This window comes from Sneathiella sp. D3-11, from assembly GCF_055809395.1.
In genome coordinates, this window is record NZ_CM147911.1 from 2,501 (window position 1) to 27,757 (window position 25,257).

General features: G+C 51.8%; 19 protein-coding genes, 1 tRNA gene, 2 rRNA genes and 2 pseudogenes (1 of these 24 running past the window's edge). 17 read left to right on the plus strand and 7 right to left on the minus strand.

The window, feature by feature from the left end; translation table 11 throughout:
* From AC0L73_RS00020 to AC0L73_RS00055, 8 genes and pseudogenes are all read left to right on the plus strand, one after another.
* Positions 1-2,702 (plus strand): 23S ribosomal RNA (locus AC0L73_RS00020) (it extends 46 nt beyond the left edge of the window).
* Positions 2,703-2,846: 144 nt separating this feature from the next.
* Positions 2,847-2,961, plus strand: a 5S ribosomal RNA gene (gene rrf / locus AC0L73_RS00025).
* 352 nt (positions 2,962-3,313) lie between these two features.
* Positions 3,314-3,390 (plus strand) — tRNA-Met (locus tag AC0L73_RS00030).
* 333 nt (positions 3,391-3,723) lie between these two features.
* Positions 3,724-4,326 (plus strand): hypothetical protein, encoded by a 603-nt coding sequence (locus AC0L73_RS00035; RefSeq protein ID WP_473654538.1) that lies wholly within the window; start codon positions 3,724-3,726, stop codon positions 4,324-4,326.
* Complete coding sequence (locus AC0L73_RS00040; RefSeq protein WP_473654539.1) at positions 4,323-4,907, plus strand: hypothetical protein; 585 nt, start codon at positions 4,323-4,325, stop codon at positions 4,905-4,907. The genes AC0L73_RS00035 and AC0L73_RS00040 overlap by 4 nt, the downstream gene beginning before the upstream one ends.
* A gap of 132 nt (positions 4,908-5,039) precedes the next feature.
* Positions 5,040-6,711: pseudogene (locus tag AC0L73_RS00045) on the plus strand (NAD-dependent malic enzyme).
* Positions 6,712-6,737: 26 nt separating this feature from the next.
* Complete coding sequence (locus AC0L73_RS00050; RefSeq protein WP_473654540.1) at positions 6,738-7,985, plus strand: hypothetical protein; 1,248 nt, start codon at positions 6,738-6,740, stop codon at positions 7,983-7,985.
* 523 nt (positions 7,986-8,508) lie between these two features.
* Positions 8,509-9,611, plus strand: a pseudogene (locus AC0L73_RS00055) (FMN-binding glutamate synthase family protein).
* 2 nt (positions 9,612-9,613) lie between these two features.
* On the opposite strand, the gene AC0L73_RS00060 reads toward AC0L73_RS00055, so the two are convergent.
* Positions 9,614-11,335, minus strand: coding sequence for a chloride channel protein (locus AC0L73_RS00060; protein ID WP_227951934.1), 1,722 nt, complete (start codon positions 11,333-11,335; stop codon positions 9,614-9,616).
* 278 nt (positions 11,336-11,613) lie between these two features.
* Between AC0L73_RS00060 and AC0L73_RS00065 the strand changes: the two genes are divergently transcribed.
* A complete protein-coding gene (locus tag AC0L73_RS00065) occupies positions 11,614-12,492 on the plus strand; it encodes an endonuclease/exonuclease/phosphatase family protein (RefSeq protein WP_473654541.1) in 879 nt (292 codons plus the stop codon).
* 3 nt (positions 12,493-12,495) lie between these two features.
* On the opposite strand, the gene AC0L73_RS00070 is transcribed toward AC0L73_RS00065, so the two are convergent.
* A complete protein-coding gene (locus tag AC0L73_RS00070) occupies positions 12,496-13,488 on the minus strand; it encodes an aldo/keto reductase (protein WP_473654542.1) in 993 nt (330 codons plus the stop codon).
* A 105-nt stretch (positions 13,489-13,593) separates the two neighbouring features.
* On the opposite strand from AC0L73_RS00070, the gene AC0L73_RS00075 reads away from it, so the two are divergent.
* Genes AC0L73_RS00075 through AC0L73_RS00085 form a run of 3 tightly spaced genes read left to right on the plus strand, consistent with a single transcriptional unit; the run spans position 13,594 to position 15,377 of the window.
* A complete protein-coding gene (locus AC0L73_RS00075) occupies positions 13,594-14,202 on the plus strand; it encodes a 2-hydroxychromene-2-carboxylate isomerase (RefSeq protein WP_227951937.1) in 609 nt (202 codons plus the stop codon).
* Between the two features lie 25 nt (positions 14,203-14,227).
* Positions 14,228-14,926 carry a glutathione S-transferase N-terminal domain-containing protein gene (locus AC0L73_RS00080; protein ID WP_473654543.1) on the plus strand — a complete coding sequence of 233 codons (699 nt, stop codon included), beginning with the start codon at positions 14,228-14,230 and terminating at the stop codon, positions 14,924-14,926.
* Positions 14,927-14,936: 10 nt separating this feature from the next.
* Entirely contained in the window at positions 14,937-15,377 is a 441-nt protein-coding gene (locus AC0L73_RS00085) for a YqaA family protein (protein WP_227951939.1), read from the plus strand.
* Here the strand turns inward: AC0L73_RS00085 and AC0L73_RS00090 are convergent, their stop codons facing one another.
* The gene (locus AC0L73_RS00090) at positions 15,378-15,791 is read right to left on the minus strand and encodes an SH3 domain-containing protein (protein ID WP_473654544.1); all 414 of its coding nucleotides are present in this window, start codon (positions 15,789-15,791) and stop codon (positions 15,378-15,380) included. It lies immediately after the preceding gene.
* Positions 15,792-16,259: 468 nt separating this feature from the next.
* Between AC0L73_RS00090 and AC0L73_RS00095 the strand changes: the two genes are divergently transcribed.
* The 5 genes from AC0L73_RS00095 (at position 16,260) to AC0L73_RS00115 (ending at position 21,772) form a co-directional block, all read left to right on the plus strand.
* A complete protein-coding gene (locus AC0L73_RS00095; RefSeq protein ID WP_473654545.1) occupies positions 16,260-16,802 on the plus strand; it encodes a hypothetical protein in 543 nt (180 codons plus the stop codon).
* A 104-nt stretch (positions 16,803-16,906) separates the two neighbouring features.
* Positions 16,907-17,827 carry a class I adenylate-forming enzyme family protein gene (locus tag AC0L73_RS00100; RefSeq protein ID WP_473654546.1) on the plus strand — a complete coding sequence of 307 codons (921 nt, stop codon included), beginning with the start codon at positions 16,907-16,909 and terminating at the stop codon, positions 17,825-17,827.
* A 2-nt stretch (positions 17,828-17,829) separates the two neighbouring features.
* The gene (locus tag AC0L73_RS00105; protein ID WP_473654547.1) at positions 17,830-18,453 is read left to right on the plus strand and encodes a class I adenylate-forming enzyme family protein; all 624 of its coding nucleotides are present in this window, start codon (positions 17,830-17,832) and stop codon (positions 18,451-18,453) included.
* 25 nt (positions 18,454-18,478) lie between these two features.
* Positions 18,479-19,699, plus strand: a complete 1,221-nt coding sequence (locus tag AC0L73_RS00110; RefSeq protein ID WP_473654548.1) for a bifunctional alpha/beta hydrolase/OsmC family protein — start codon at positions 18,479-18,481, stop codon at positions 19,697-19,699.
* 321 nt (positions 19,700-20,020) lie between these two features.
* The gene (locus AC0L73_RS00115; RefSeq protein WP_473654549.1) at positions 20,021-21,772 is read left to right on the plus strand and encodes a sensor histidine kinase; all 1,752 of its coding nucleotides are present in this window, start codon (positions 20,021-20,023) and stop codon (positions 21,770-21,772) included.
* On the opposite strand, the gene AC0L73_RS00120 is transcribed toward AC0L73_RS00115, so the two are convergent.
* From AC0L73_RS00120 to AC0L73_RS00135, 4 genes are all read right to left on the minus strand, one after another.
* Positions 21,769-22,479 carry a GntR family transcriptional regulator gene (locus AC0L73_RS00120; protein WP_473654550.1) on the minus strand — a complete coding sequence of 237 codons (711 nt, stop codon included), beginning with the start codon at positions 22,477-22,479 and terminating at the stop codon, positions 21,769-21,771. The genes AC0L73_RS00115 and AC0L73_RS00120 overlap by 4 nt on opposite strands.
* Positions 22,480-22,590: 111 nt before the next feature.
* Complete coding sequence (locus AC0L73_RS00125) at positions 22,591-23,406, minus strand: ABC transporter permease (protein ID WP_473654551.1); 816 nt, start codon at positions 23,404-23,406, stop codon at positions 22,591-22,593.
* Positions 23,399-24,166, minus strand: a complete 768-nt coding sequence (locus AC0L73_RS00130) for an ABC transporter ATP-binding protein (protein WP_473654552.1) — start codon at positions 24,164-24,166, stop codon at positions 23,399-23,401. The genes AC0L73_RS00125 and AC0L73_RS00130 overlap by 8 nt, the downstream gene beginning before the upstream one ends.
* Before the next feature lie 7 nt (positions 24,167-24,173).
* Positions 24,174-25,208 (minus strand): ABC transporter substrate-binding protein, encoded by a 1,035-nt coding sequence (locus AC0L73_RS00135; RefSeq protein ID WP_473654553.1) that lies wholly within the window; start codon positions 25,206-25,208, stop codon positions 24,174-24,176.
* Positions 25,209-25,257: the final 49 nt, after the last annotated feature.

Genomic DNA, 25,257 nt, shown 5'->3' on the forward strand with positions numbered 1-25,257 from the left:
GCGATGAAGGACGTGGCATGCTGCGAAAAGCTTCGGGGAGTTGCAAGCAAACTTTGATCCGAAGATATCCGAATGGGGAAACCCACCGCATTAGCGGTATCGCTATCTGAATATATAGGATAGCGAAGCGAACCTGGTGAACTGAAACATCTAAGTAGCCAGAGGAAAGGACATCAACCGAGACTCCGTTAGTAGTGGCGAGCGAACGCGGACCAGGCCAGTGGCCTTATTCAAACAACCAGAACAGCCTGGAAAGGCTGGCCAGAGTGGGTGATAGCCCCGTATGGGTAATGTTGGATAAGGTCCTTGAGTAGGGCGGAACACGAGAAATTCTGTCTGAACGTGGGGGGACCACCCTCCAAGCCTAAGTACTCCTATGCGACCGATAGTGAACAAGTACCGTGAGGGAAAGGTGAAAAGCACCCCGACAAGGGGAGTGAAAGAGACCTTGAAACCGGATGCCTACAATCAGTCGGAGCCTCTTTATGGGGTGACGGCGTACCTTTTGTATAATGGGTCAGCGAGTTAATCTTTGCAGCAAGCTTAAGCCGATAGGTGTAGGCGCAGCGAAAGCGAGTCTGAATAGGGCGATTTAGTTGCAGGGATTAGACCCGAAACCGGGTGATCTAGCCATGAGCAGGTTGAAGGTGCAGTAACATGCACTGGAGGACCGAACCCACCAACGTTGAAAAGTTGGGGGATGACTTGTGGCTAGGGGTGAAAGGCCAATCAAACTCGGAAATAGCTGGTTCTCCGCGAAATCTATTTAGGTAGAGCGTCTTGTATCATCTTCGGGGGTAGAGCACTGGATGGGCTAGGGGGTCCCAACGACTTACCAAACCTAACCAAACTCCGAATACCGAAGAATGCAGCAAGGCAGACAGGCAGTGGGTGCTAAGATCCATTGCCGAGAGGGAAACAGCCCAGACCGCCAGCTAAGGTCCCTAAGTCATGGCTAAGTGGGAAAGGATGTGGGAAGGCCAAAACAACCAGGAGGTTGGCTTAGAAGCAGCCACCCTTTAAAGAAAGCGTAATAGCTCACTGGTCTAAATTTAAGCCGGCCTGCGCCGAAGATGTACCGGGGCTAAAGCCATGCACCGAAGCTGCGGATTCAACTCTTTGAGTTGAGTGGTAGCGGAGCGTTCCGTAAGCCTGTGAAGGGTAACCGCGAGGTTGCCTGGAGGTATCGGAAGTGAGAATGCTGACATGAGTAGCGAGATGAGTGTGAGAAACACTCACGTCGAAAGTCCAAGGGTTCCTGCGTAAAGCTAATCTGCGCAGGGTGAGTCGGCCCCTAAGGCGAGGGCGAAAGCCGTAGTCGATGGGAATGAGGTTAATATTCCTCAACCTGATGGTAGTGACGAATGGGGTAAATTGTGGGTCCTTATTGGATTGGACCTGCTGTGAACCTGTTCCAGGAAATAGCTCCATCATTATAGACCGTACCCCAAACCGACACAGGTGGACTGGTAGAGTATACCGAGACGTTTGAGAGAACTATGTTGAAGGAACTCGGCAAAATGACCCCGTAACTTCGGGAGAAGGGGTACCTCTCTTTGGGCAACCAATGGGAGGTGGCACAGACTTGGGGGTGGCGACTGTTTATTAAAAACATAGGACTCTGCGAAGTCGCAAGACGACGTATAGGGTCTGACGCCTGCCCGGTGCTGGAAGGTTAAGAGGAGCGGTGAGAGCTGCGAATCGAAGCCCCAGTAAACGGCGGCCGTAACTATAACGGTCCTAAGGTAGCGAAATTCCTTGTCGGGTAAGTTCCGACCTGCACGAATGGCGTAACGACTTCCCCGCTGTCTCCAACATAGGCTCAGCGAAATTGAACTCTCCGTGAAGATGCGGAGTACCCGCGGTTAGACGGAAAGACCCCGTGCACCTTTACTATAGCTTTGCAGTGGTATCAGGATTTGAATGTGTAGAATAGGTGGGAGCCTTTGAAGCAGTGACGCCAGTTATTGTGGAGGCACCTTTGAAATACCACCCTTTTGACTTTTGATATCTAACCGAGGACCGTTATCCGGTTCCGGGACCCTGCATGGTGGGTAGTTTGACTGGGGCGGTCGCCTCCTAAATGGTAACGGAGGCGCGCGATGGTTGGCTCAAGCTGGTCGGAAATCAGCTGATGAGTGCAATGGCATAAGCCAGCCTGACTGCGAGACTGACAAGTCGAGCAGAGACGAAAGTCGGTCATAGTGATCCGGTGGTCCCGTGTGGAAGGGCCATCGCTCAACGGATAAAAGGTACGCCGGGGATAACAGGCTGATAATGCCCAAGAGTCCATATCGACGGCATTGTTTGGCACCTCGATGTCGGCTCATCTCATCCTGGGGCTGGAGCAGGTCCCAAGGGTTTGGCTGTTCGCCAATTAAAGAGGTACGTGAGCTGGGTTTAGAACGTCGTGAGACAGTTCGGTCCCTATCTGCCGTGGGTGTAGGATATTTGAGAGGAGCTGCCCCTAGTACGAGAGGACCGGGGTGGACGTACCTCTGGTGGACCTGTTGTCACGCCCGTGGCACTGCAGGGTAGCTAAGTACGGACGGGATAACCGCTGAAAGCATCTAAGCGGGAAGCCCCCTCAAAACCAGATATCCCTTGAGAGCCGTGGAAGACCACCACGTTGATAGGCTGGAGGTGGACGTATGGCAACATATGGAGCTGACCAGTACTAATCACTCGATCGGTTTGATCTTAGTGCTTCATCATGCACAGTAGTCAGATTAGACTGAACACTACGGATTTTATGATCTCATTCCGAGGCATCGCTTTGGAAATAAGATCAGTAACAAAATCAAAACACATTCAAGGATGTATTCATAACTTCTGCTTTTTGCCGGCCTGGTGGCTATGGCGGGAGGCCTGCACCCGATCCCATCCCGAACTCGGTCGTGAAAACTCCCAGCGCCGATGGTACTTTGTCTTAAGGCACGGAAGAGTAGGTCGCCGCCAGGCCTGCAAAAAACAGAAGCTCCTCTTTATAAGATCAAAAGCCTCAGACGCCGACCGCCCACCTCCGTGGGCTCAGGCTTCTCGGGCATCTGCCCGGGCCGCAGTCGCGACCTGCCAAAGGCACAGCCTTTGAAATTGTAAAACCTCACCGCGTCAGAAAGGATACGGATCCGAGGCGCAAGCCGAGGCAAGGCCAAGGGAACGGATGTTCCCGCCGGCGATTGAGGCAAAAACAAAATTACCGCGGGGTGGAGCAGCCCGGCCTGTAGGCAACCAGCCGGAAGCCAGCAAGTAAACCGGGCAACACACCGCTAACCGGAAGGACATCAAACCCCTTCCAGTACAACAAAATTACCGCGGGGTGGAGCAGCCCGGTAGCTCGTCAGGCTCATAACCTGAAGGTCGTAGGTTCAAATCCTACCCCCGCAACCAAATTAAAAAGGGTCCCTTCAGGGACCCTTTTTTGTTCGGTGGCTGGGATAACCGCTACAAAGAAGCTTAAGTAAGGGCCTATAAGAGCTTTCCGAGGTTCGCCGCAAGCGCGCAGGAGCAGGGCGAAGCATAATCCAGAGTAAATCCTGCACTCAGAACTAAATTTATCCCATACAAATGCTATTTACTCAGTCTAACTATTTAGACCAAATTCCTCACAATTATGGCGATTTTTTCTATTCATGAGTATTTTTTTCTGATATTCAACTTTATGTTGAATAAATAATAATCTAGCGTCTTAATAAATTTTTTCGAAGAAGGATGAAGCTTGTTATGCGTCTGCTCATTTTAATTTTACTCGGATTAGGTTTAGCGGCATGTGTTAATCCGACAAATGTTGTCACCCCCCTAAGTGAAAACAATCGTGGCAAGATTGATGTTCAGTCAGTGGAAGTTACGTATAGCGAGCTTTCCAAGGCGACAATTATGGAGGCTGATGAAGAAATTCGTGCCGATGGGATCGAAGAGGGCAAGGAAAACAATGAGGAATTCAAGCCCCTGAAGGAAGTGATGACGAATATTGTAAAGGAACAACTGGAATTAAGAGATACGGACCAGGATCTCGCGGCCGACGTTAAAATTGAAATAGATAATCTGAAACTTGCTCATCGCGGAATGATCTGGTTAACCGGGGATACAGATCAGCTCGTTGGTTCTGTAAATGTTTATGATACCAAAACAGGTGAGCTTCTAACGGAACTATATGTTGACGTATTCGAAGGTCATGCAGGCCTTTTAGGTATTGCAGTACGGGGCGGGCGTGTTCGGGAACAACTTTCAAAGAAGTTTGCCAATATAATTGGCGATGAACTCGGATTTGAGAAGGCAGAACAAAGTTCAACGCATGATGAAGATAACGGAGCCTATCCAAAATGAATAGATACTGGGCTACTTTCGCAACGATTACATTATTGGCAGGCTGCGGTTATACCGTGGATAAGTCGCAATTTGGCAATTTAGACAAAGGGCTAATTAGTACACCGGAAGTACAGGCCTCTAATTTGGATATTGGTATTGAGAAGAAAGAAATGTTCGATCATGATGCCAAGCTTCTGGGGTTTATTTGCAGCGCCTATGATTATCATGTGAATTTGTCAAAGGATCTTGAAGACAGATTACAAGAAGTCGATAAAAACGGTGTCTTGGATGATCCGAGCACGTCTGACGTAAAGGTGACGGCCTCCTCAGCCCGGACTAACATTAAATGCTTTCAGACAGGACTTGTTTCCGGCAAATGTCAGGCGGATGTCATAATCAAAGGAAGTGTCGTTCCAAAAAATGGGAATGCCGAGCCTTTCAACATACATAAGACAAAAATCTATTCGTCTGACATGGAACTATCTTCAGATATTGATGTCACTATAAATCCGTGTGAGGGTGCTTCTTGGAGTATTTACAAGGCAAACTCCGAAGCAATCAGTGATATTATCGAGTTGATTAGAACCCAAGATTTATAACGTATCTGCACAAGTCGCCCCTATGGCTTTTCTTCTCGGCCAACTTGCTATCGGTAAATTGACGCGGCTATAGTAGCGTTGATGAAAAATGACAAGATTTATGCCTCAAATATGGGGTGAGACGGAGGAAAAGTGGTGAGTATTCCTGATGTAGTCCCAATCGGTGTTGAGTTGCTGGACGAACCAATTCTGAACAAGGGCACGGCTTTTACTGTTGAGGAACGAGAAAAATACGGCCTGCTTGGCCTGTTGCCGCCGCATGTTGAAACCCTTCAGGAACAGACGGACCGCGCATATGACGCGCTCAAGGCGAAAGATACCGATCTGGAACGGCATATCTATCTCCGCGCGCTTCAGGATACGAATGAGGTACTTTTCTATAATCTGGTGATTAGCCATGTGGCGGAAATGATGCCATTGATTTACACCCCGGTGGTAGGGGAGGCGTGCGAAAAATTCAGCGAGATTTACCGACGTCCGCGCGGATTGTTCATTTCATATCCGCATCGGGATGAAATCGATAAAATACTCGATAACGCGATGAACGAAACAGTCGAGGCAATTGTCGTCACCGATGGAGAGCGTATTCTCGGCCTTGGCGATCAGGGAACCGGAGGCATGGGAATTCCCATCGGCAAGCTCGCGCTCTATACTGCGGCGGGCGGGGTGGATCCCTCTGTTACCTTACCGATTATTCTCGATGTCGGGACCAACAATCAGGAACGGCTCAACGATCCGCTCTATATCGGTTGGCGGCATGAACGGATCAGCGGCGATGACTATTTTGCCTTTGTTGATCAGTTCGTGCAGGCGGTGAAACGCAAATGGCCAAAGGTTCTCTTGCAGTTCGAGGATTTTGCCCAGCCACATGCGGAGCCGTTGCTCGCTAAATACCGCGATCAACTCTGCACTTATAATGATGACATTCAGGGGACGGCGGCCGTTGCGGCGGGTACCTTGCTGGCGGCCTGCAAGATGCTGGGCAAGCCACTTTCGGCCCATCATATCGCCTTCCTAGGCGCAGGTTCGGCGGGCGCGGGCATTGCTGAGCAGCTTATCCGCATTATGATGGATGAAGGGTTATCGGAGGCGGAGGCCCGGAAGCATATCTATATGGTCGATCGCTACGGTCTTTTACACAGTGATATGAATGGGCTGATGGAATTCCAGCAGCGGCTCACGCAGGATCATGGAAGCGTTGCCTCCATGGTCGAGCGCGGATGACGGCAGCATCAGCCTGATGGATGTGGTGAAAAACGGGATGCCGGATATTCTTATTGGCGTATCGGGGCAGCATGGCCTCTTTACCGAAGAGATTATCCGCGAAATGGCAAAGAATACGGAGCGGCCGATTATCTTCCCGCTCTCCAACCCGACATCAAGGGCGGAGGCTGTGCCAGCGGATATTCTTGAATGGACCGATGGCAAGGCGCTGATCGGGACGGGGAGCCCGTTCGATCCGGTGACCTATAAAGGCGTGAGCCATCACATTGCCCAGAGCAACAATACCTATATTTTTCCGGGCGTCGGCCTTGGCGTGCTTGCCTGTGAGGCAACGCGTGTCACAGATAACATGTTCATGGCGTCATCAAAGGCGCTTGCGGCGCTGTCACCAGCGCTGACGGATCCAACCGCCCCCCTGTTGCCGCCGGTCTCCGACATTCGAAGTGTTAGCAAGGCAGTCGCGGTTGCTGTTGCCAAGCAGGCCGTAGCCGACAAGGTCGCCCCAGGGCGGAGCGATGCGGAGCTAGAGCGCTGCATTGAGGCAGCGGTCTGGACACCCGCATACAAAAAACTGACTTAAAACACGGATTTATAGAGGGTTATTTTATGGCATTCGATTACGCAGGGTATCAGCCAAAAGGGGACAAGAAGAATTCAGAATTCTTTGATGAGTTCCGCCTGAAAATATTTGAACGACGTAAATCCAGCGGGATCGAGGATCTTGTCGGTAATATGCGCTGCTTGGTCACGCAGGTGGATCCGGGAACCAGCCTTGCGACGATGATTGAACTTTACGAGATGACCCCCTATCGCCACGCGGCGAGTTATATCGGCGAAACCCATAAGTTTCATGTGCTCCACAGTCGCCCCGTCTTTCCTGCCTTGATCCTGATGGAGCCTTTAAGCGGTGCATTCGAGGAATATATCACCCGCGTCAACAGGATGTATCCGCTGTCGCGCGCAACCCCTCACAGCCGTTACGTCGGGGAAATTTACGAAAGCAGAAATAACGACGAAATTCGCAAGACCCTTGAAGATCAGGCCGCAAGATTTGAGTATCAGGGCGAGGTTGAAAATCCTTTCTATGCCGCCGATGGATTTCTCTTCACCATGCCGTCGGATTTTACCGGCAATCGCATTGGCTACAGCGGTCATGATTTTAACAATCCGGACAGTTTGGGCCTCGGCGGGCGGTATGAACTGTCCGCAACGGAGCAGGCACAGCTTGAGGCGGCGGCAGCATTCTCCGAAAGCTCGGGTGTTGGCGAGCTTCTCCTCGGGGTGGATCATATGGCGACCCGTATTCTCGCAGCAGACCGGGAAGATGCTATTCTCGAATTCCTCACCCATGTGCCTTATTATTTCTGGGGTGCCTATAATATCATGGATATGAATTCATCGACCAACGTCAGTCGTAATGGCTCGGTCATGGATGACAAGCTTTCCCCGGCCAAGGTTTTTACCGCCAACAATACGCCTTCCTTCGTGAATAGCTTCGAGAACCGGCCCATGCCGACGGAGACTTTCGTCCGGAACTACGGTCGACGGATGCATCATATTGCGATTGAGGTACAGGACGGCGATCATGCGACGGGCGAAAAGAATGTCGATTTTGTTGTGGATGCGCTGAAAGAGAAGGGCGTGGCTTTTCTTGCCCATGTCGTTGGCGAGTGCAAGGATGAGCCAAACCTGAAGCAGATATTCTCGAAACATTCAAAAAATACCATCCTGATCACGGAATATGTCGAGCGATGCCATGGCTTTGACGGCTTTTTCACCAAGGACAATGTCGCGGCGCTTACTGCGGCGGCGGGCCAGGATGAACAGTTCAAGCATGGACAGGTCTTCGACTGACGGGTTACTTTCCGAGAAATTGGTCAAAACAGGGACAGGGGCGGCGCATCATGGCACGTAATATTTTTTCGGAATATCCGTAGCAGGATTGCTCCTGATCTTTCTCGTGCAGTTTTTCTGGCCGCCGGTCATTCATCTGCTTTGGGTGCTGATCCCCTATATCCTGCTGGGCTTTTATGACATGCATTTCGCGCATCATAACGTCCTCAGAAATTATCCGGTGATTGGTCATTTGCGATACGCATTTGAATTTATCAGCCCGGAAATTCAACAGTATTTTATTGAGACCAACGAAAGCGGTCGTCCCTATAATCGGCAGCAACGCAACCTTGTTTATGCGCGCGCGAACCGGGGTCTGGATACCCAGCCTTTCGGGACGCAATGGGACATCACCGATGTCGGGTATCAGCGGGCAAGCCACTCGCTGGCACCCAAGCATGTCGATCCGAGTAAGGGCAGAGTTCTTGTCGGCGGTCCGCAGTGCAAGAAACCTTATAATGCGTCACGCCTGAATATTTCCGCCATGAGCTTTGGCGCGCTCAGCGCAAACGCGATCCATGCGCTCAACGCCGGCGCGAAAATAGGTGGTTTTGCTCACAACACGGGGGAAGGGGGCTCAGCCCGTATCATCTCGCGGGGGGTGGGCATATCATTTGGCAGATTGGCACCGGCTATTTCGGTTGCCGCACGGCGGAGGGGAATTTTGATCCCGAGAAATTCAAGGCCGCCGCAAATCGCGACGTGGTCAAGATGATCGAGATTAAACTCAGCCAGGGGGCGAAGCCGGCTCATGGCGGAGTATTACCTGCGGCTAAGGTGGATGAGGAAATCTCTAAAATTCGCGGTGTGCCCATGGGTAAGGATGTTCTTTCTCCTCCTGCTCATTCCGCATTTTCCTCGCCGGAGGGACTGCTTCATTTCATGGAGGAATTGCGGAACATGACCGATGGCAAACCTGTCGGGTTCAAGCTCTGCATTGGACGTCGCAGTGAATTTATGGGCATCTGTAAAGCCATTCTGAAAACCGGTATTCAGCCTGATTTCATCACCGTTGACGGGGCAGAAGGCGGCACCGGTGCGGCCCCACTTGAATTTTCCAACCGTCTTGGCGTTCCCATCGATGAGGCATTGATTTTCGTTCATAACTGCCTGGTCGGAATTGGTCTTCGCAAAGAAATCCGCATCATCGCCAGCGGTAAGGTCGTCACCGGTTTCGACCTGATGGAAAAAATAGCCCTTGGCGCGGATATGTGTAATGTCGCGCGGCCGATGATGTTTGCGCTTGGTTGTATCCAATCGCTCCGCTGTAATACCAATACATGCCCGACAGGGATCGCCACGCAGGATCAAACGCGCGCACGCGCCGTGGATATCCCAACCCGGCGGGAGCATGTCGCCAACTATCATGACGCGACGATTGAGAGTTTCCGCGAGTTATTGGGAGCCATCGGTCTTGACGATCCCGAAGATCTGACTCCGCATCATATATTCCAGCGGGTTGCCGATCATACAGAACTGTCGACCGATCAGATCTATGAGTATCTTGATGAACGGGAATTGCTTTCGGATACAATCCGGCCAAGCTATCAGAACGACTGGAATAGCGCTCGCGCAGAGGCTTTTTGACCCTATTGCAGGATTGCGGCGTCTTTCAGGGCGTTTGAAATTTCTGTCACCGTGACCACCCCGACGAGGTCCGCCGCGGTTTGCGCATTCGGGGCCGTCGATACGAGCGCGATATCGGCTTTGTTCTGGTCAAGAATTTGCAGTACGTCAATCATACCGTCTGTCTCGGCGACAATGACGTAATTTTCCGGCTTGCCGACAGAGAGAGTTTCCTCTGGACGGGTCTTATCAACAAAGCGCCGCTCTGTCTTGATGATCCGTCCTTCCCGTGTCCAGACAAAGATACCGGGACTATTGGGTGGAATATCACCCTCCGTCAGGACGATAAAGGTACGGGTCATGATATCTTTGACCTTTTTCGCCGCCAGGAACGCAGAATTCATGCCTTCCGGTACCGCATGACCGCGCCGATTAAGCTTAAGGGTATAGATACTGGCCGGAGATAAATGTCGGCGCACTACATAGGCGGAGGCCGCTGTGAGGATGGTTGGCAAAACAGTGTTGTGGTCGCCTGTCATCTCCGCCAGCATGACGACGCTGGTAAAAATTGCGCCTGTGGTTGAGCCAATCATCGCTGCCATACCGGCAATCGCGAAGACCGGGATACCAACGTCAAGTACCGGAAAGATCATATGCATAACACTGCCGAAGGCCGCGCCCAAAGTCGCTCCCATAAATAGCGAGGGTGAGAACACGCCGCCGGAGGCGCCGGAACCGAGCGTCAGGCAGGTCGCAATCATTTTCAGGACGAACAACAGCAGCAGGAACCACGGATCAGAGAGGGCATTTGTCAGGACATCCAGAATGGTCGCATAGCCAACGCCCTGCACATAGAAATGCCCGGCATAAAGCTGCATAAGATAGATCATCACCCCGACCAGCCCCATACCCAGCATATGGCGGCTGTAATAATTGCCGGGCATGGCGTCGAATTTGTCTTCTGCCCAATAGATAGCCCGCACGAAGACCGTGGCCGCAACACCGCAAATGAGGCCGAACGGCAGGAACAGGATCAGGCCCCAGTTTGCGCCAATCCCGAATTCAGGGATCTGTAACGCGGGCACATCGAAGCTTGGGGTCATACTCAGAAGTTGTCGCCCGATATAGGTGGCCAAAATTGTCGATGTGACGACAAGAAAAATACTCTGTGCGCTGACGGATACCAGCAACAGTTCGACCGCAAACAATATGCCGCCAAGTGGCGCGTTGAAGGTAGCGGCAATTCCGGCGCCGGCCCCCGCCGCTACGAGGATAACCCGCTGATGCGCAGGCATGGAAACCCAGCTTCCCATCATAGAGCCGAAGGTGGCGCCAATCTGGATGATAGGCCCCTCCCGTCCGATGGCACCGCCGCTGCCGATGGAGAGGGCGGACGCGATGGATTTCACGACCACGACAACGGGCCGGATATGTCCGCCGTTATAATAGATTGCGTCCATTACCTCAGGCACGCCATGACCCTTGGCCTCCGGCGCGAAGGTCTTGACTAGCCAGGCGACGCCGACCGCGCCAACCACAGGCACAAGAATGACCCACGCGCCCCAAATATCTGTGGCGGTGTGAATATTGGCGTCATAATGGAAATCGAATTTCTGCAAAAAGAGGAGATTGTGGAAAAAGCCGATCAACAACCGGAAAATCCATGCCCCGATACCGGCGATAACTCCGACAAAGATAGCAAGCACACATAACAGCACAATGCTGCGATTTTCAGTATCCGGCATTTACTTCCCTTAAATATACATAATGGCGGCCATCATAGGGATTTTAACATAGGGATAAAGTGTTTAAAGGGCCCTAATTTTGGATGCTGGTTTAAATTTTCCTCTTTCTGTTGAAATTTGTCTCTGTTCCCCCTCATTATGAGGGTCCTTGATTGAGGAGAAAACCAGATGTCCGAGCCCTTACCGTCCTGGCGCAATGCGAATGTTCCGAACCCTATCCGGAGCGAGATGGAGACCTTGCGCCAAAAGCTCGATCTCGATGTACCGGCAAAAGGGACGTGAGCCGCAATCTGCTGATCGCGACCTGGAATATCAAGGCCTTTTCCTCTCTCACCGAAAAATGGCTGGCCGGCGATGATGACAGTCCGAAACGGGATTGTCGCGGCCTCTGGGCGATTACCGAAATTATCTCGCGCTTTGATGTCATAGCCCTTCAAGAGATAAAGGGGGACTTAAAGGCACTTCGCACCATGATGAAGACACTTGGCTCCGACTGGCAATTTCTGATGACGGATGTCACCCGTGGCGACGCGGGGAATAGCGAGCGCATGGGCTTTATCTTCGATAGCCGTCGGGTGCAGCTTTCCGGGCTCGCCGGTGAACTTGTCATCCCCGAAGATGGTGTCATCGGGAGTGGCGCATTGCAGCGCCAGTTCGCCCGCACGCCCTATGCGGTCAGCTTCATTGCGGGCAAGGATACCTTTATTCTGACCACGCTGCATGTTGATTTTGGCGCGAATTCAGCGGGCCGTATCCCGGAGCTGACAGGCATCGCCGAATGGCTCTATGAATGGGCGGGACAGGCGACTTCCTATGGACAGAATTTTATCGCCCTCGGTGACTTTAACATCGACCGCCATGGCGATGCACTTTGGCAGGCGTTTACGAGCAGCGGTCTGACCGTTCCGCCTGAGCTTCATGGCGTAAAGCGCTCCATTTTCGCGAAAGATAACGATCCGCAACTTAAGAAATATTATGACCAGGTTGCCTGGTTTGAAAGTGGCGGCAAGCGGAAGCTTAATCTCGACTATGTGACGGCAGGCAGTTTTGATTTCGTGCCGTTGATCTATACCGAGACAGATTTCACCAACGCTACGAAACAGCACCGCCTGTCCGATCACTACCCGCTCTGGGCGGAGTTTAACTGCCGGAGTTAGCGGCTAACCGTAAACAGCCGTCCCCCAGAGCTGGTTATGGGTATAGCGGGCGCCATGAGCGAAACCGACGGGGAGGATTTTCTCAATCTCCGCCAGATCAGACGCCGTGAGATTCATGGCATCCGCCTCTGCGCATTCCTGCAAGTGATCCGCACTTCTTGTGCCAGGGATCGGGACCATATCGCCATCCTGCGCGAGTACCCAGGCAATAGCGAGGGTGGCAGGCGTAACGCCCTTATCCGCGGCCATGGCGTTGAAAGGTTCAAGTGCCTTCATGTTGTAGGTGAAGTTCGGCTCGATAAAGCGGGGATTGTTCTTCCTGAAATCCGTGTCCTTGAAGGTCGATGGGTCGAGGGGGTTCTGGCTGAAGATGCCGCGTCCGACGGGAGAGAAAGGAACGAAGGTGACCCCGAGTTCCTGACAGGCCTGCACCATGCCAAGTTCGGGCATTCTGGTCCAGAGGGAGTATTCGCTTTGTACGGCCATGACCGGATGCACCGCATGAGCACGGCGAAGGGTGGTCGGCGCAATCTCTGAAAAGCCGAAACCGCCGATCTTGCCTTCCTTCTTGAACTTGACGAGCGTTTCAACCACTTCCTCAACCGGGCGGGTCTGGTCCTGCCGATGGATATAGTAGAGTTCAACATGTTCGACACCAAGGCGCTTGAGCGATTTCTCAAGTTCACCGCGTAAGTAGTCTTCACTATTGTCAAATGTGCGTTCCGTAGCGCCGGGTTCACGTTTGATGCCGCCCTTGGTCGCAATCTTGAAGAAGTTCGGATGGTCCTTGATGAAGGCGCCGATAACCTCTTCCGACTTACCCGCACCATAGACATTGGACGTATCGAGAAAATCAACCCCGAGATCCATGGCTTTCGCCAGCGTCGCATGGCTTTCCTTGATGTCAGTTGCCCCGTAAAAACCTGCAAAACTCATACAGCCAAGGCCAACAGCCCCCACCATCAATCCGTCACTTCCAAGCGGTCGCTTCTGCATATAACAACTTCCTTTTTTTCAGCGTCTTGTTTTTTATCCAATAATGTTACTATGTTAGGATCACGGCGCAAGCGGATAAAAAAATAAATAGAAGGGACCGACCCCATGCATAAACTTGAATTTTTCTTTGATTGTTCCAGCCCCTGGACGTATCTGGCTTTTGAAAGCCTACAGCAAATGCTGACGCGCCATCCTGATCTTGAGGTAGCCTATCGGCCATTTCTGGTGGGGGGCGTATTCAATACGGTAAACCCTTCGGTTTATGCATCGCGAGAGAACCCGGTGATCCCGAAGCAGCGTTATGGCAAGAAGGACCTGCAAGACTGGGCCGAGTATGTTGGCATCAAGATCATTCCGGCATCCGATCTGAAGGTTTTCCCCGTCAATAGCGTGAAAGCCATGCGTGGCGCTTTCGTCGCGATAGAGGAGGATTGCCTCGTTCCTTATGCCCGCCGGGTGTTTGAACGCTATTGGAGCGAAGGCGCAGATATTTCTCAGGAAGAGGAATTGAACGGTATTATTGCCAATGTCGGGCTCGACAAGTTCGAATTCTACGACAAGATCAATGACCAAAAATACAAGGATATGCTGAAGGACAATACCACGGAAGTGATCGAGCGCGGCGGCTACGGCACGCCGACCATGTTCCTTGACGGCACGGATATGTATTTCGGCAATGATCGGTTCCCGCTTATTGAAGCGAAACTAAAATAATAATAAAGATATATAAGGTATTAAAATGATTGATCTTTATTACTGGCCCACACCGAACGGCTGGAAAATTTCCATCGCGCTTGAAGAAATGGACATCGACTACCGCGTCGTCCCGGTGAATATCGGGAAGGGTGAACAGTTCGAGCCGGATTTCCTTAAAATCAGCCCGAACAACCGCATGCCCGCCATCATCGATCAGGACCCGGCCGACGGTGGGGAACCGATTTCTGTCTTTGAGACCGGTGCGATCCTGATCTATCTCGCGGAGAAGACGGGCAAATTCATGCCAAGTGATATTCGGGGCCGCAAGGAAGTGATTGAATGGGTAATGTGGCAGATGGGCGGTCTTGGCCCAATGCTCGGCCAGAACGGGCATTTCAAGTTCTATGCGCCTGAACAAATCCCTTACGCGCAGGAACGCTACTCAACGGAGGCACTCCGGCTTTTTGACGTGCTGAATACCCGGCTGGAAGGGCGGGATTATATCTGCGGGGAGTATTCCATCGCCGATATGGCCTGCTGGCCCTGGATCATTACCTATAAGCGGCAGGAGATTGACCTCGGCGAGTTTCCCAATATCCGCCGTTGGTATGACACCCTGAAATCCCGGCCTGCCCTCCGGCGGGGGTATGAAGTCGGCAAGGATATCAGCAAACCAATTGGAAAATGGAGCGAGGAATCGCGAAAACATCTGACAGCGCAGCGGCAACCAGCCAAATCGTAATTTTAACTGAATGAGCGATTTGACCGCTTATGTGAGCCTGTTTTTCAGCGCTTTACTCTCGGCAACGATCCTGCCCGGCACGTCAGAGGCGGCAATGGTGCTGCTCCTGAATGAAGGACAGGGCCTGCCCGTCCTGTTGTTTACCGTTGCGGTGATCGGGAATGTGTTGGGATCGGTCGTGAACTGGATTCTTGGCCGGTACTTCACTCATTTCAAGGACAGGAAATGGTTCCCGCTGAAAGAGAAACAATATGATCGGGCGGTGGGGTGGTTCGACCATTATGGGAAATGGACGTTGCTGCTTTCCTGGGCGCCGTTCTTTGGTGACCCGCTGACCATCGTCGCCGGGGCCATGAGGGTGCATTTTGGTTTTTTCTTGCTGCTGGTGACCCTCGGTAAGGCAGCGCGTTACCTGTTCGTTGTTCAGGCCGCGCTTGCCGTACTGGAATAGTTAGTCTGCGCCGTCAGCTTCGAGATACTGACCGGCCGTCCAGCCAACCATACCATTATACTGGATATTGCACCATTTACGTCGAGTCTCAACCTTGCGAATGGCGGTTGTTGAATTGCGCCATTCAAGATAGGGCATACCGACATGGCAGCCCAGATTGACAATGCCGTCAGTTTGGGCGGGCAGGGAACCTATCTTTTTACCCTTGAGAGACGGGTCTTTTCGAACATTTAGTGTGGCCCCTGGCTTCATATTGACCTTGAAATAATCGGGATTATCAACTTCAGCGTTCGCCGTGGAGGCGAGGGGGGCAATCGCGACACTTAGGCCGGCGGCCATAACGCTGATACGCAGGGCAGTTTTAACGGTAGAGATCGCTTTCATCGCAACAAATGCATCCTGTTTATGGCTCACAACACACCTCATCAGATTATTAATCTAAATTGACATTCCCCGATGATCAACAAAAGTTATTAAAAAACGGTTGTTAATAAAGGTTAACAATTTGTGAAATTAGGTTGGGCTGAGTTTATTATGATATTTTACACAGATTTTTCCTGCAAAAAAATTTGCTTGGCGTGATCCTTTGAGACCAGAAATTTCCGCGCTATGAATTAACCATATTATGCGCCGGACCGGTAAGGTCCGGATTCTATAAGGGAATTTACCCGCCGAATGGTGATATTTACATATATTTAATTATAGATTCAAAGATGGATACTAATGCATTGATTTTTATTAAAAATTTTTTCTATTATTTTTTCAACATATCCCCCGAATGAGGTATGAAAATCCTAATCTCCTCCGATATTGTTTTCACACTCATAGTCTGCCGGCCGTCTTCTGTTGTAAGGCTGACCGACGAATATTATGGATAGAAAAATGTCAGTGAATGAGATTGGCGAGGAGATTGTTTTTTCGGATGATGAAAGCGATACGCTTTTCATTTCTGCCGGAAAACATGACCTTGAGGCCTTCGAAAATATTAAGAATTTTTCTCATATGCTCGGGAATGAGGGCGAAGAATTCATTGCGTTTGCGTCTCTGGCTGACTCAGAACCTGGGGATATGGACAACTTCGTCTATGCCGAGGAAGATACTTTCGATCTTGATCTGGTTCTGGCCACTACCACAGCGGAGGACGCGCCTCGGTCGTCACTTTCTATCAATGAGGCCCTGCCGGAAATTGCGGAAAGCAGCATAGATCTTGATCAACTTTTCGACATTATGCAGATTAATGCTGTGCTGTCTTTCTCTGAAACTGTTGATCTTGAATTAAGCGCGCCTGATGCGGTTGCTGATTCCGCACGGGAGATGGCTCTGCTGGATAGCTCTGCCCTTCCTGTATCGTTTCTCGACAGTCTTGATCCTTGTGCCGGGGTTGAAGATCTTTTCAAAAAACTGGTTCTTGCCGACGAAAGCTAAGTCATCACATATTTCTTGCGATGATATGATGACGACATAGGCTTTGACGCGGCCCGTCGTTCGGCTATCATCCCCTAAACTAGAATAAAAAGAATGGGGGAAAGATGACCACGATCGACGATACCAATATATTCCTGCCCGACCTTTGGTCCACTCACGCTACCTTCAGTCCGGATAAAGATGCCCTGATTTGCGGAAACGAGCGGCGGAGCTGGGGCAATTTCGACAAGAATATGAGCCGGATTGCCAATGCGCTGATTAATCGGAACATCGGGCAGGGGGATAAGGTCGCCGTACTGGTCAGCAATAATATCGAGGCGGTGGAGATCATCTTCGGCGTCACGCGGGCCGGGGCTTGCGTAGTACCATTGAGCGGGTTGTTGACGGCAGAACAGCTCGCCGTGCTGATCGATGATTGCGATGCGAGCCTTCTGATAGCCACCGAGAGCTATCTTGAACGCATCACGGATATCCGGGAGCGGCTCAAGAAGATTCCGGCGAAGAATTTTATCGCCGCGGATTTTACCGCCGATGGCTGGGTTGGCTTTGAGAGTTTTCTCGGCGACGCCTCCGATGCGATGCCAACGGTTGATTATCGCCTGGAGGATGATTTCAATATCATCTACAGCTCTGGCACGACGGGCCTGCCCAAGGGAATTGTCCAGACCCATCGCGCACGTCAGCACTGGTCCTACAGCAATGCGCTTGAGCTTCGCTTTCACAGAAATGCGGTGGCAATGACCACAACCTCGCTTTACTCGAATGGCACCTGGCTTATGATGCTGCCGATCCTGTTCCTGGGTGGTACGCTTGTCATCATGCCGGAATTCAGCCCGGAGGCATTTCTGGAAACAGCGGTCACCTACAAGATCACCCATACCTTTATGGTTCCGACACAATTCATCGTCACGCTGGATCACCCAAAATTTGATGACTATGACCTGAGTTCCCTGGAGTCGGTCCTCTGCGCGGGATCACCGCTCCGGCCCGATACAAAGGCGGAAGTGTTGAAGCGCCTGACCTGAACTTGACCGAGCTTTATGGCTGTTCCGAGGGCTTCGGGTCCATGTGTCACCCTGATATGCATGCGATCAAGCCTGGAAGTGTCGGCAAGCCCGTGTTGGGCTTTGATCTGAAAATTTTCGATGATGATGGCAATGAACTACCCCGTGATGAGGTTGGGGAGATTTGCGGATATGGCGCGGGCATGATGAAAGAATACTACAAGCGCGATGACCTGAGTGAGGCAATTGTCGTCCGTGACAGTCACGGGCGCAGCTTTCTCCGCTCCGGCGATATCGGCCGCATCGACAAGGACGGGTATCTCTATATCATGGACCGCAAGAAGGACATGATTATCTCCGGCGGTTTCAATATCTTCCCTGCGGATATCGAGGCGATAGTCGGCGAGCATCCGGATGTTCTGGATGTGACGGTGATCGGCGTGCCCCATGAAAAATGGGGAGAAACGCCGCTCGCGCTTCTTATTGGGCGGGACGGGGTTGAAGATACGGTGGAAATAGTTAAATGGGCCAATGACCGGCTCGCCAAGAGCCAACGCATCATCGGGGCGGAATTGCTTGCGGAGTTCCCGCGCAACGCGCTTGGCAAGGTTGTAAAACGCGAACTCAGGGATCCCTACTGGGAATAACCCGAACAAAAGAAGGAAGAGGCAAATGCGCTCCGAAAAAGTAATGTTTAAGGGCACAAGTGGCATGTTGGCGGCACGGCTGGACCTACCCGTCGGCACACCGCTGGTGTATGCGCTTTTTGCCCATTGTTTTACCTGTTCGAAGGATGTGTTTGCCGCGTCGCGTGTCTCGACAGCGCTTGCAAATCTCGGGATTGCTACCTTGCGGTTTGATTTTACTGGTCTTGGGGAGAGTGATGGGGAGTTCGAGAATACAAACTTTACCTCGAATATCGCCGATCTTCTCCACGCTGCGGAATTCCTTGGCGAAAAGTATGACGCGCCAAAACTGCTAATCGGGCATAGCCTTGGCGGGGCGGCGGTGCTCGCCGCGGCGGCGGATATCCCATCGGCAAAAGCCGTTGCCACTATCGGGGCTCCCTTTGATCCGGCCCATGTCGGTCATCATTTCATCGATCAGCATGAAAAAATTAGATCAGAGGGCGTGGTCAAGGTCGATATCGGCGGGCGTCCGTTCAATGTCAGCCGTCAGTTCCTGGAGGATATCGAGGATCAGGCTCAGGCGGAAAAGCTCCATCATTTGCGAAAAGCCCTGCTGATTTTCCACAGCCCGACAGACAATATCGTTGGCATCAGTAATGCGACGAATATCTTTGTTGCGGCCAAGCATCCGAAAAGCTTTATCTCCCTCGATAAGGCCGATCATTTACTCAGCCGGAAAGAGGACTCCCAATATGTTGCGGAAGTCATAACAAGCTGGGCCCGGCGCTATATCCCGGAGCTCACGCAAAGCAAGGCGAGAACCGGCTTGAAACGACAGGAGGGGGATACGCTTGTTGTGGGCGCCCCACCAGAGAAATTCCTGCAATATGTTGATAGTAACGGGCATTCCCTGTTGGCTGATGAGCCGTTTGATTATGGCGGAACCAACCGTGGGCCGTCACCCTATGATTTATTGCTGTCCGGCCTTGGCACCTGTACCTCAATGACGATCAGGATGTATGCGGATCGCAAGAAATGGCCGCTGGAGAATGTCGCGGTACGTCTTCATCACAAGAAGATACATGCAGAGGATTGTGATGACTGCGAAACAGAGACGGGCAAAATCGATGTCATGACCCGGGAAATAGAACTTACCGGCGAATTATCGGATGAACAGCGCGACCGTCTGATGGAAATTGCTGATCGCTGCCCGGTGCATCAAACCCTGATGTCGGAAATAAAAATTGAAACGGTCATGGCCTGATACGGGGACGGGGCGCGTCAGTTATTCTGTCTCTTGCGAAAAGATAGATTGATGCGCGATGGTGCCACATGTATCTAGATCGGGAATCAGGGAATTACCCGATTCAAAACACAGTTTCGCCACGATTGTATTGGATAATGTAAAACTCGGTAAAGTTTTACCAAAATGCATCCCAAATACAACAGATTTTGGGCCTTGGAAAATTCCTTATCCCGTCATTTCCCCAAATTAACGATATGTTAATACTTCCCTGAGAGATTATCTGCAGGACCACTGTAACCATCGTTTTAGTATTGCGTATCGATGTAAGGATATTTTCTCGTGACGGAGCAATTTCATAAGCATTTTGGCGTTATTCTCGCCTTTCTCGCTGCGCTTTTTGCGCTTCTGTTCTTCTGGACTTATCAGGTTTATTCCCTGAATGCGCCAGCCCGTTGGCTCGACGCGGACCAGCATTTTGTCGATACAACAAATAACAATGAACAGGTTATGAGCCTCGTCGGCTTCCACAGCATGATCCACAACTTTAAGGATTATTTGCTGCGTGGTGAGTCTGAGGATAAGGACCGCTTTTTTGAACATTTCGACGATGCCCGCGAAGAGTTAGATATCTTGCGCGCTCATTTTGGCGCAGAGGTAGAGACGGAAGTGCTGGCGATTGATGCGATCTTGCGCGACTATTTCGTCTCCATCAACCGGGTTGATCAACTCCGCGAAGAAGGCAAGTCGATTGCCGAGATTGATAAGGCGATCTCCATCAATGACACGGCCGCCTTCAACGCATTTCGCAAGATTCTGGATTTGTATGAAGCGGAAAAAGCAGAAGTCCGCACCCTCGTTCTGGGGGCAATGGATCAGGATCGTGACAATCTGCAATCTCTTTATACAACCCTGTTTGCGATAGGTCTGCTGCTTGCCATTGCAGTGGTAATGGGTCTGCGCTTTGAATATTTGAAACGCCGCGCGTTGCAGGAAAAATCAGAAACGAAGTCACTGCTTGAAAGCTTTCTTGATTATTCGACGGTGCCATTTTTGATCGCCGGTCCCGACAGGATTATTCGTCATTGCAATAAGGCCGCTGCACAGCTTCTGGAAACAAAGCCTGCCAATCTCGTCGGGGCATCGCTCGCGCAGATTATTGAAACCGATGTACCTCTGAATGAGGTGCTATCGTTCGACATCGGCCGCACCAAGCGGATCAGTACAGAGATTGAACTTCAAAGCGGTCGCAAGCTGCCTGTGCGTGCCGATTTTTCGACCAACCGAGATGGTACGATGCGGATAGTTGCGCTGTTCGATCAAAGCAAGGAGTTGAAAATTCGCGAACGTATCCTGTATGAGGCTGAGCATAAGATGACCAACGACACGATAGATGGGAGTCTCTCCATCCGCCGTGATATCCAGAAATTCAACGATTTGGTGGCTGAATTCGCCGAGCATATCGGCGATGACAAGAAGGATTTCGCGCGACGGGCACTCGATATTGCACAATCGCTTAAATCTCATGTCGGAAACTTCATGTCCCATTCCAATCCTGTCACAGAAGGACGGTTAGCGCTTAATCTGGATGGACCGGTTTCGCAGAAAATCAGTGAGACAGTCTCCGCCACACTTGAGAAATTTGATAAAGCAATTCTGGATAATCAGTTGATGTTTAATTGGGTCAATCATGTGCCGGAGGTGCGGGAAATTGACTTTCCTGCGCAGCTTCAGCGCATCCTGAATAACCTTGTCAGCAACGCGGTTAATTACACCAAGCCGGGCGGAGCGATCAAGATCACCTCTTCAATAGAGGGGGAGTATCTGATCCTCAAGGTCGAGGATACCGGCATCGGGATCGAGGAAGAGGATATCCCGCGCATTTTTGAACGCGGCGTGCGGATGAAGAACGCGGCGCAGATGTGCGGCGGCCTTGGCATTGGTCTCAATGCTGTGCAGGAAACATTGCGCAACCTCGGCGGCAAGATTACCTGCAATTCCTATGCGGGGATTGGGTCAGATTTTGTGGTGAAAATTCCTGTGGCGCAACAGCCTGGAACCACAAACTCAGTAACGACGGCGACGGCCTCCTAGAGGCGAGTGACACCTTTATCTCTCAAGCTGTCGGTAATATAGGCACTTAACCATTTGCTGTGATCTAGATACCGTTCCCGTGCGTGTTTTTCATCGGCGGAAAGCAGTAGTTCCTTAATTTCGTTATGATCGCGCAGACAGCGCTCCTTCTGCTCGTGCTCGATATGGCGCATTGCCTCAAAATTAGCCCGTTGAATTATATCGCGGAAAGAAAGACCTGTTTCCTGCAGTTTGGTGTTGCCGTTCAGGATAAACAGGCTGCGGTGAAATTTCTCGTCCGCCTCTGCCCAGGCATCGGCATTATCGCTTCGAAGCGCAGTTTCCTCGCTGGATAGTGAATAGAGAAGCGGCATGATATCGGTCCGCGATAACTTGCGGGTACAGATATTACCGATGGCCTGCATTTCTAGTCCGGCAACAACCTGATAATACTCTGCGAGTTCAACGGCGCTTAAGGCAAGAATACGAATGCCGCGCTTGGGCACAATCTCAACGACTTTTTCCGTCTGCAGGCGGAGCATGGCCTCCCGGATCGGAGTCCGGCTCATGTCGAGCTGGCGTTCGATCTCTGGAATATTGATGAAGCTGTCGAGCGGAATTTTACCCGTATTGATCTCCGCCTTGATGGCCGAATAGGCCATGTCGGTCAGTGATTGCTTCCTCGGCACCAGAGACGGGCGCGCTTTATATTGCAAGGCAGTAGTCATAATACGTGCTAGTTTGACATCCTGATGGTTGAGAAAGCGTTAAAATAACGGGCGTTTTTAGGATTTTCCTCAAACTTTATCCATGTTTGCGGAGGGGGTTCTCGGGAGAGATCACGCCCGCCATTTCAAGAAGTATTTTTCCGCTTTCCCGATGATCCAGGCGAAGATGAGACCGATGCAAGAGAGGATCGCGACGCCTGTAATTAATTGGTCAGTCGCCATCAGGCTGCCCGCGATCAGGATGTAGGCGCCGATACCATATTCGGCGGCGATCATCTCCGCGGCGACAAGCAGGATAATTGCGATGGCGGCGGAAATCCGCGCGCCGGAAAGAATGGCGGGCAGGGCACCTGGCAGGATAATTTTCCGGATAATTGATAAGCGGGAAAGCCCAAAGGACTGTCCCATGCGGATCAGGCCGCGATCCACATTATCGATCCCGCCATAGGTGGCGATGACCGTCGGAAAGAAAGTCCCGAACAGGATGGTGGCGACTTTCGATCCCTCTCCAATGCCGAACCAGATGATGAAGAGCGGCAGGAGCGCGATTTTCGGGATCGGGAAAATGGCCGAAACGAGTGGCTGCAGGCCGGATCGGGCAAGCGAAAAAAGCCCAATCAGAGTGCCAACGATAATGCCGAGCATGGTGCCGGAGAACCAGCCGATCAGGAGCCTTTGTAACGATGCCGCGAGATGCTGCCAGAGAAGGCCGGAATTCACCAGATTCATAAAGGCATCAAACGCCTCCGACGGGGCAGGCAGGATCAGCGGGCTGATAAAGCCCGTGCGGCACCCCCATTCCCAGAAGGCTATAATCAGGATAAAAACAATCGGCGCGACGATTTTTCTCGACTTCGGCAGAAAACCGCCGCCGCGGTAGGGAACCGGTTTCCCTGTCATCTGATTGCCGACAGTTTTATCACTCATCAAGAAGCTCCATATCGGCGGCGCGGGCCTCGTTTCGCATCAGATTCCAGAGCCGTTTCTGGATCGCCTCCAGCTCCGCATTCTCGGTTGTCCGTGCGGAAAGGGGCATATCAATTTCTACAATATCACGGATCTCGCCGGGTCGACGGGACAGGACGACAATCTTGTGCCCCAAGCGCACGGCCTCGGCAAGATTATGGGTGACGTAAGCGGCGGTATAGTTTTCCTTTTCCCACAAATCGACAAGATCATCCATGAGCAGTTCCCGCGTCTGGGAATCGAGGGCGGACAACGGCTCATCCATCAGCAGGACGGCGGGCCGGACGGAGAGGGCGCGGGCAATGGCGACGCGCTGTTTCATGCCACCGGACAGCTGCCGGGGATAGGCCTTCCTGAAATCGCTCAGTTTCGTGCGGGCAAGCACATCAGCAATGATCTCCTCGCGCGCGGCGGCATCGAGGGGGTGGTTCTCTAGCACGAGGCTGATGTTTCCTTCCACCGTCCGCCAGGGGAGAAGCGCGAAATCCTGAAAAATATAGGTGAGGGGATTGAGGCAGTCTGCCGGCGGTTCGCCAAGTTGCAAAACCTCCCCCGAGGCCGGGCGCTCCAGACCGCCAATCATACGAAGAAGCGTTGACTTCCCGCAGCCCGACGGCCCGATAATGCAGACAATCTGCCCCTGTTCGATATCCAGATTGATATCGCGAAGGACCTCAACCTCATCATAGCGGTGAGTGATATGGCGAAGACTGAGGTCCATCGGCTATTTAGAAGGTCTCGACATAGTCGGTGTTGACCAAAGTTTCGATTGTGATGCTGTCCTTGACCAGACCTTCTGATTTGAACCAGTTAAGCTGGTCCGTCACATTGGTAAGGTTAAGTGCGGCCCCTTTGTTGACACGCATGGCACCATTTCGAATAGACGGGCCTGCCTTCTCGATCGGCCGGTCAGCATAGACATATTTATGGATCAGCTCCACCATGGCGGTGGCACCTTCTTCACCTGCGGTCTTGTCGACAAGGGCAGCATTGAAGTCATCCGCGCCCTTGGAGAAGGCGGCCAGGAAACGCTTCACGAGATCGGGTTTTGTTTCTGCATTTTCGGTCGAGGTAAAGACCGTGGTCACCTGATAGTTAGGGATGTAATCGGCAACCATGCCGATCTGGACAACGGCAGGACCCTTGGCGAGAGCCTTCGCGATATGCGGCACGATGGACCAGCTATCGACCTGTCCTGATTTGAGGGCACCGATGATCGCGCCAACTTTTTGCAACGAAACCAGTTTCATATCAGATGTGGAAAAACCTTCCTTCTCGGCAATTTTTGACGCCATGTAATGGAAGGAGGAACCGGCCTGCGTGATGCCGAAGCTGCGGCCCTTCAATTTCGCCGGGCTGGTGACGCCCTCATCATAGGCGGCTTTGGAGACGAGGATGATCTGCCCGTCAATGCCGGGTTCTTCCTGCAATGCGCCGCCGATTACCTTGATCGCGCCCTTGTCTGCGAGATTGATCAGACCACCTGATATGGCGGTCACGCCGAAATCCACATCGCCTGAGGCAATGGCGACGGCCATTGGCTGCGCGGCTTGGAAGAATTTGAACTCGACTTCCAATCCTTCGTCGGTGAAATAACCTTTTTCGAATGCGACAAAGCTCGGTGCATGGGACGTGAAGCGGAGTGCACCGACGGTAATTTTGTCGGCGGCGGCGGCCGTGAGCGTTGTGCCCCCGATTGCGGTAAGGGCGACAAGGCCACCGAGAAGCGCCTTTTTAAATGCCCGTCTTGATATTGACATCATGGAATTATTCCTCCCGAAAGGATTGATTTTTGGATCGCGTGATTTTGGC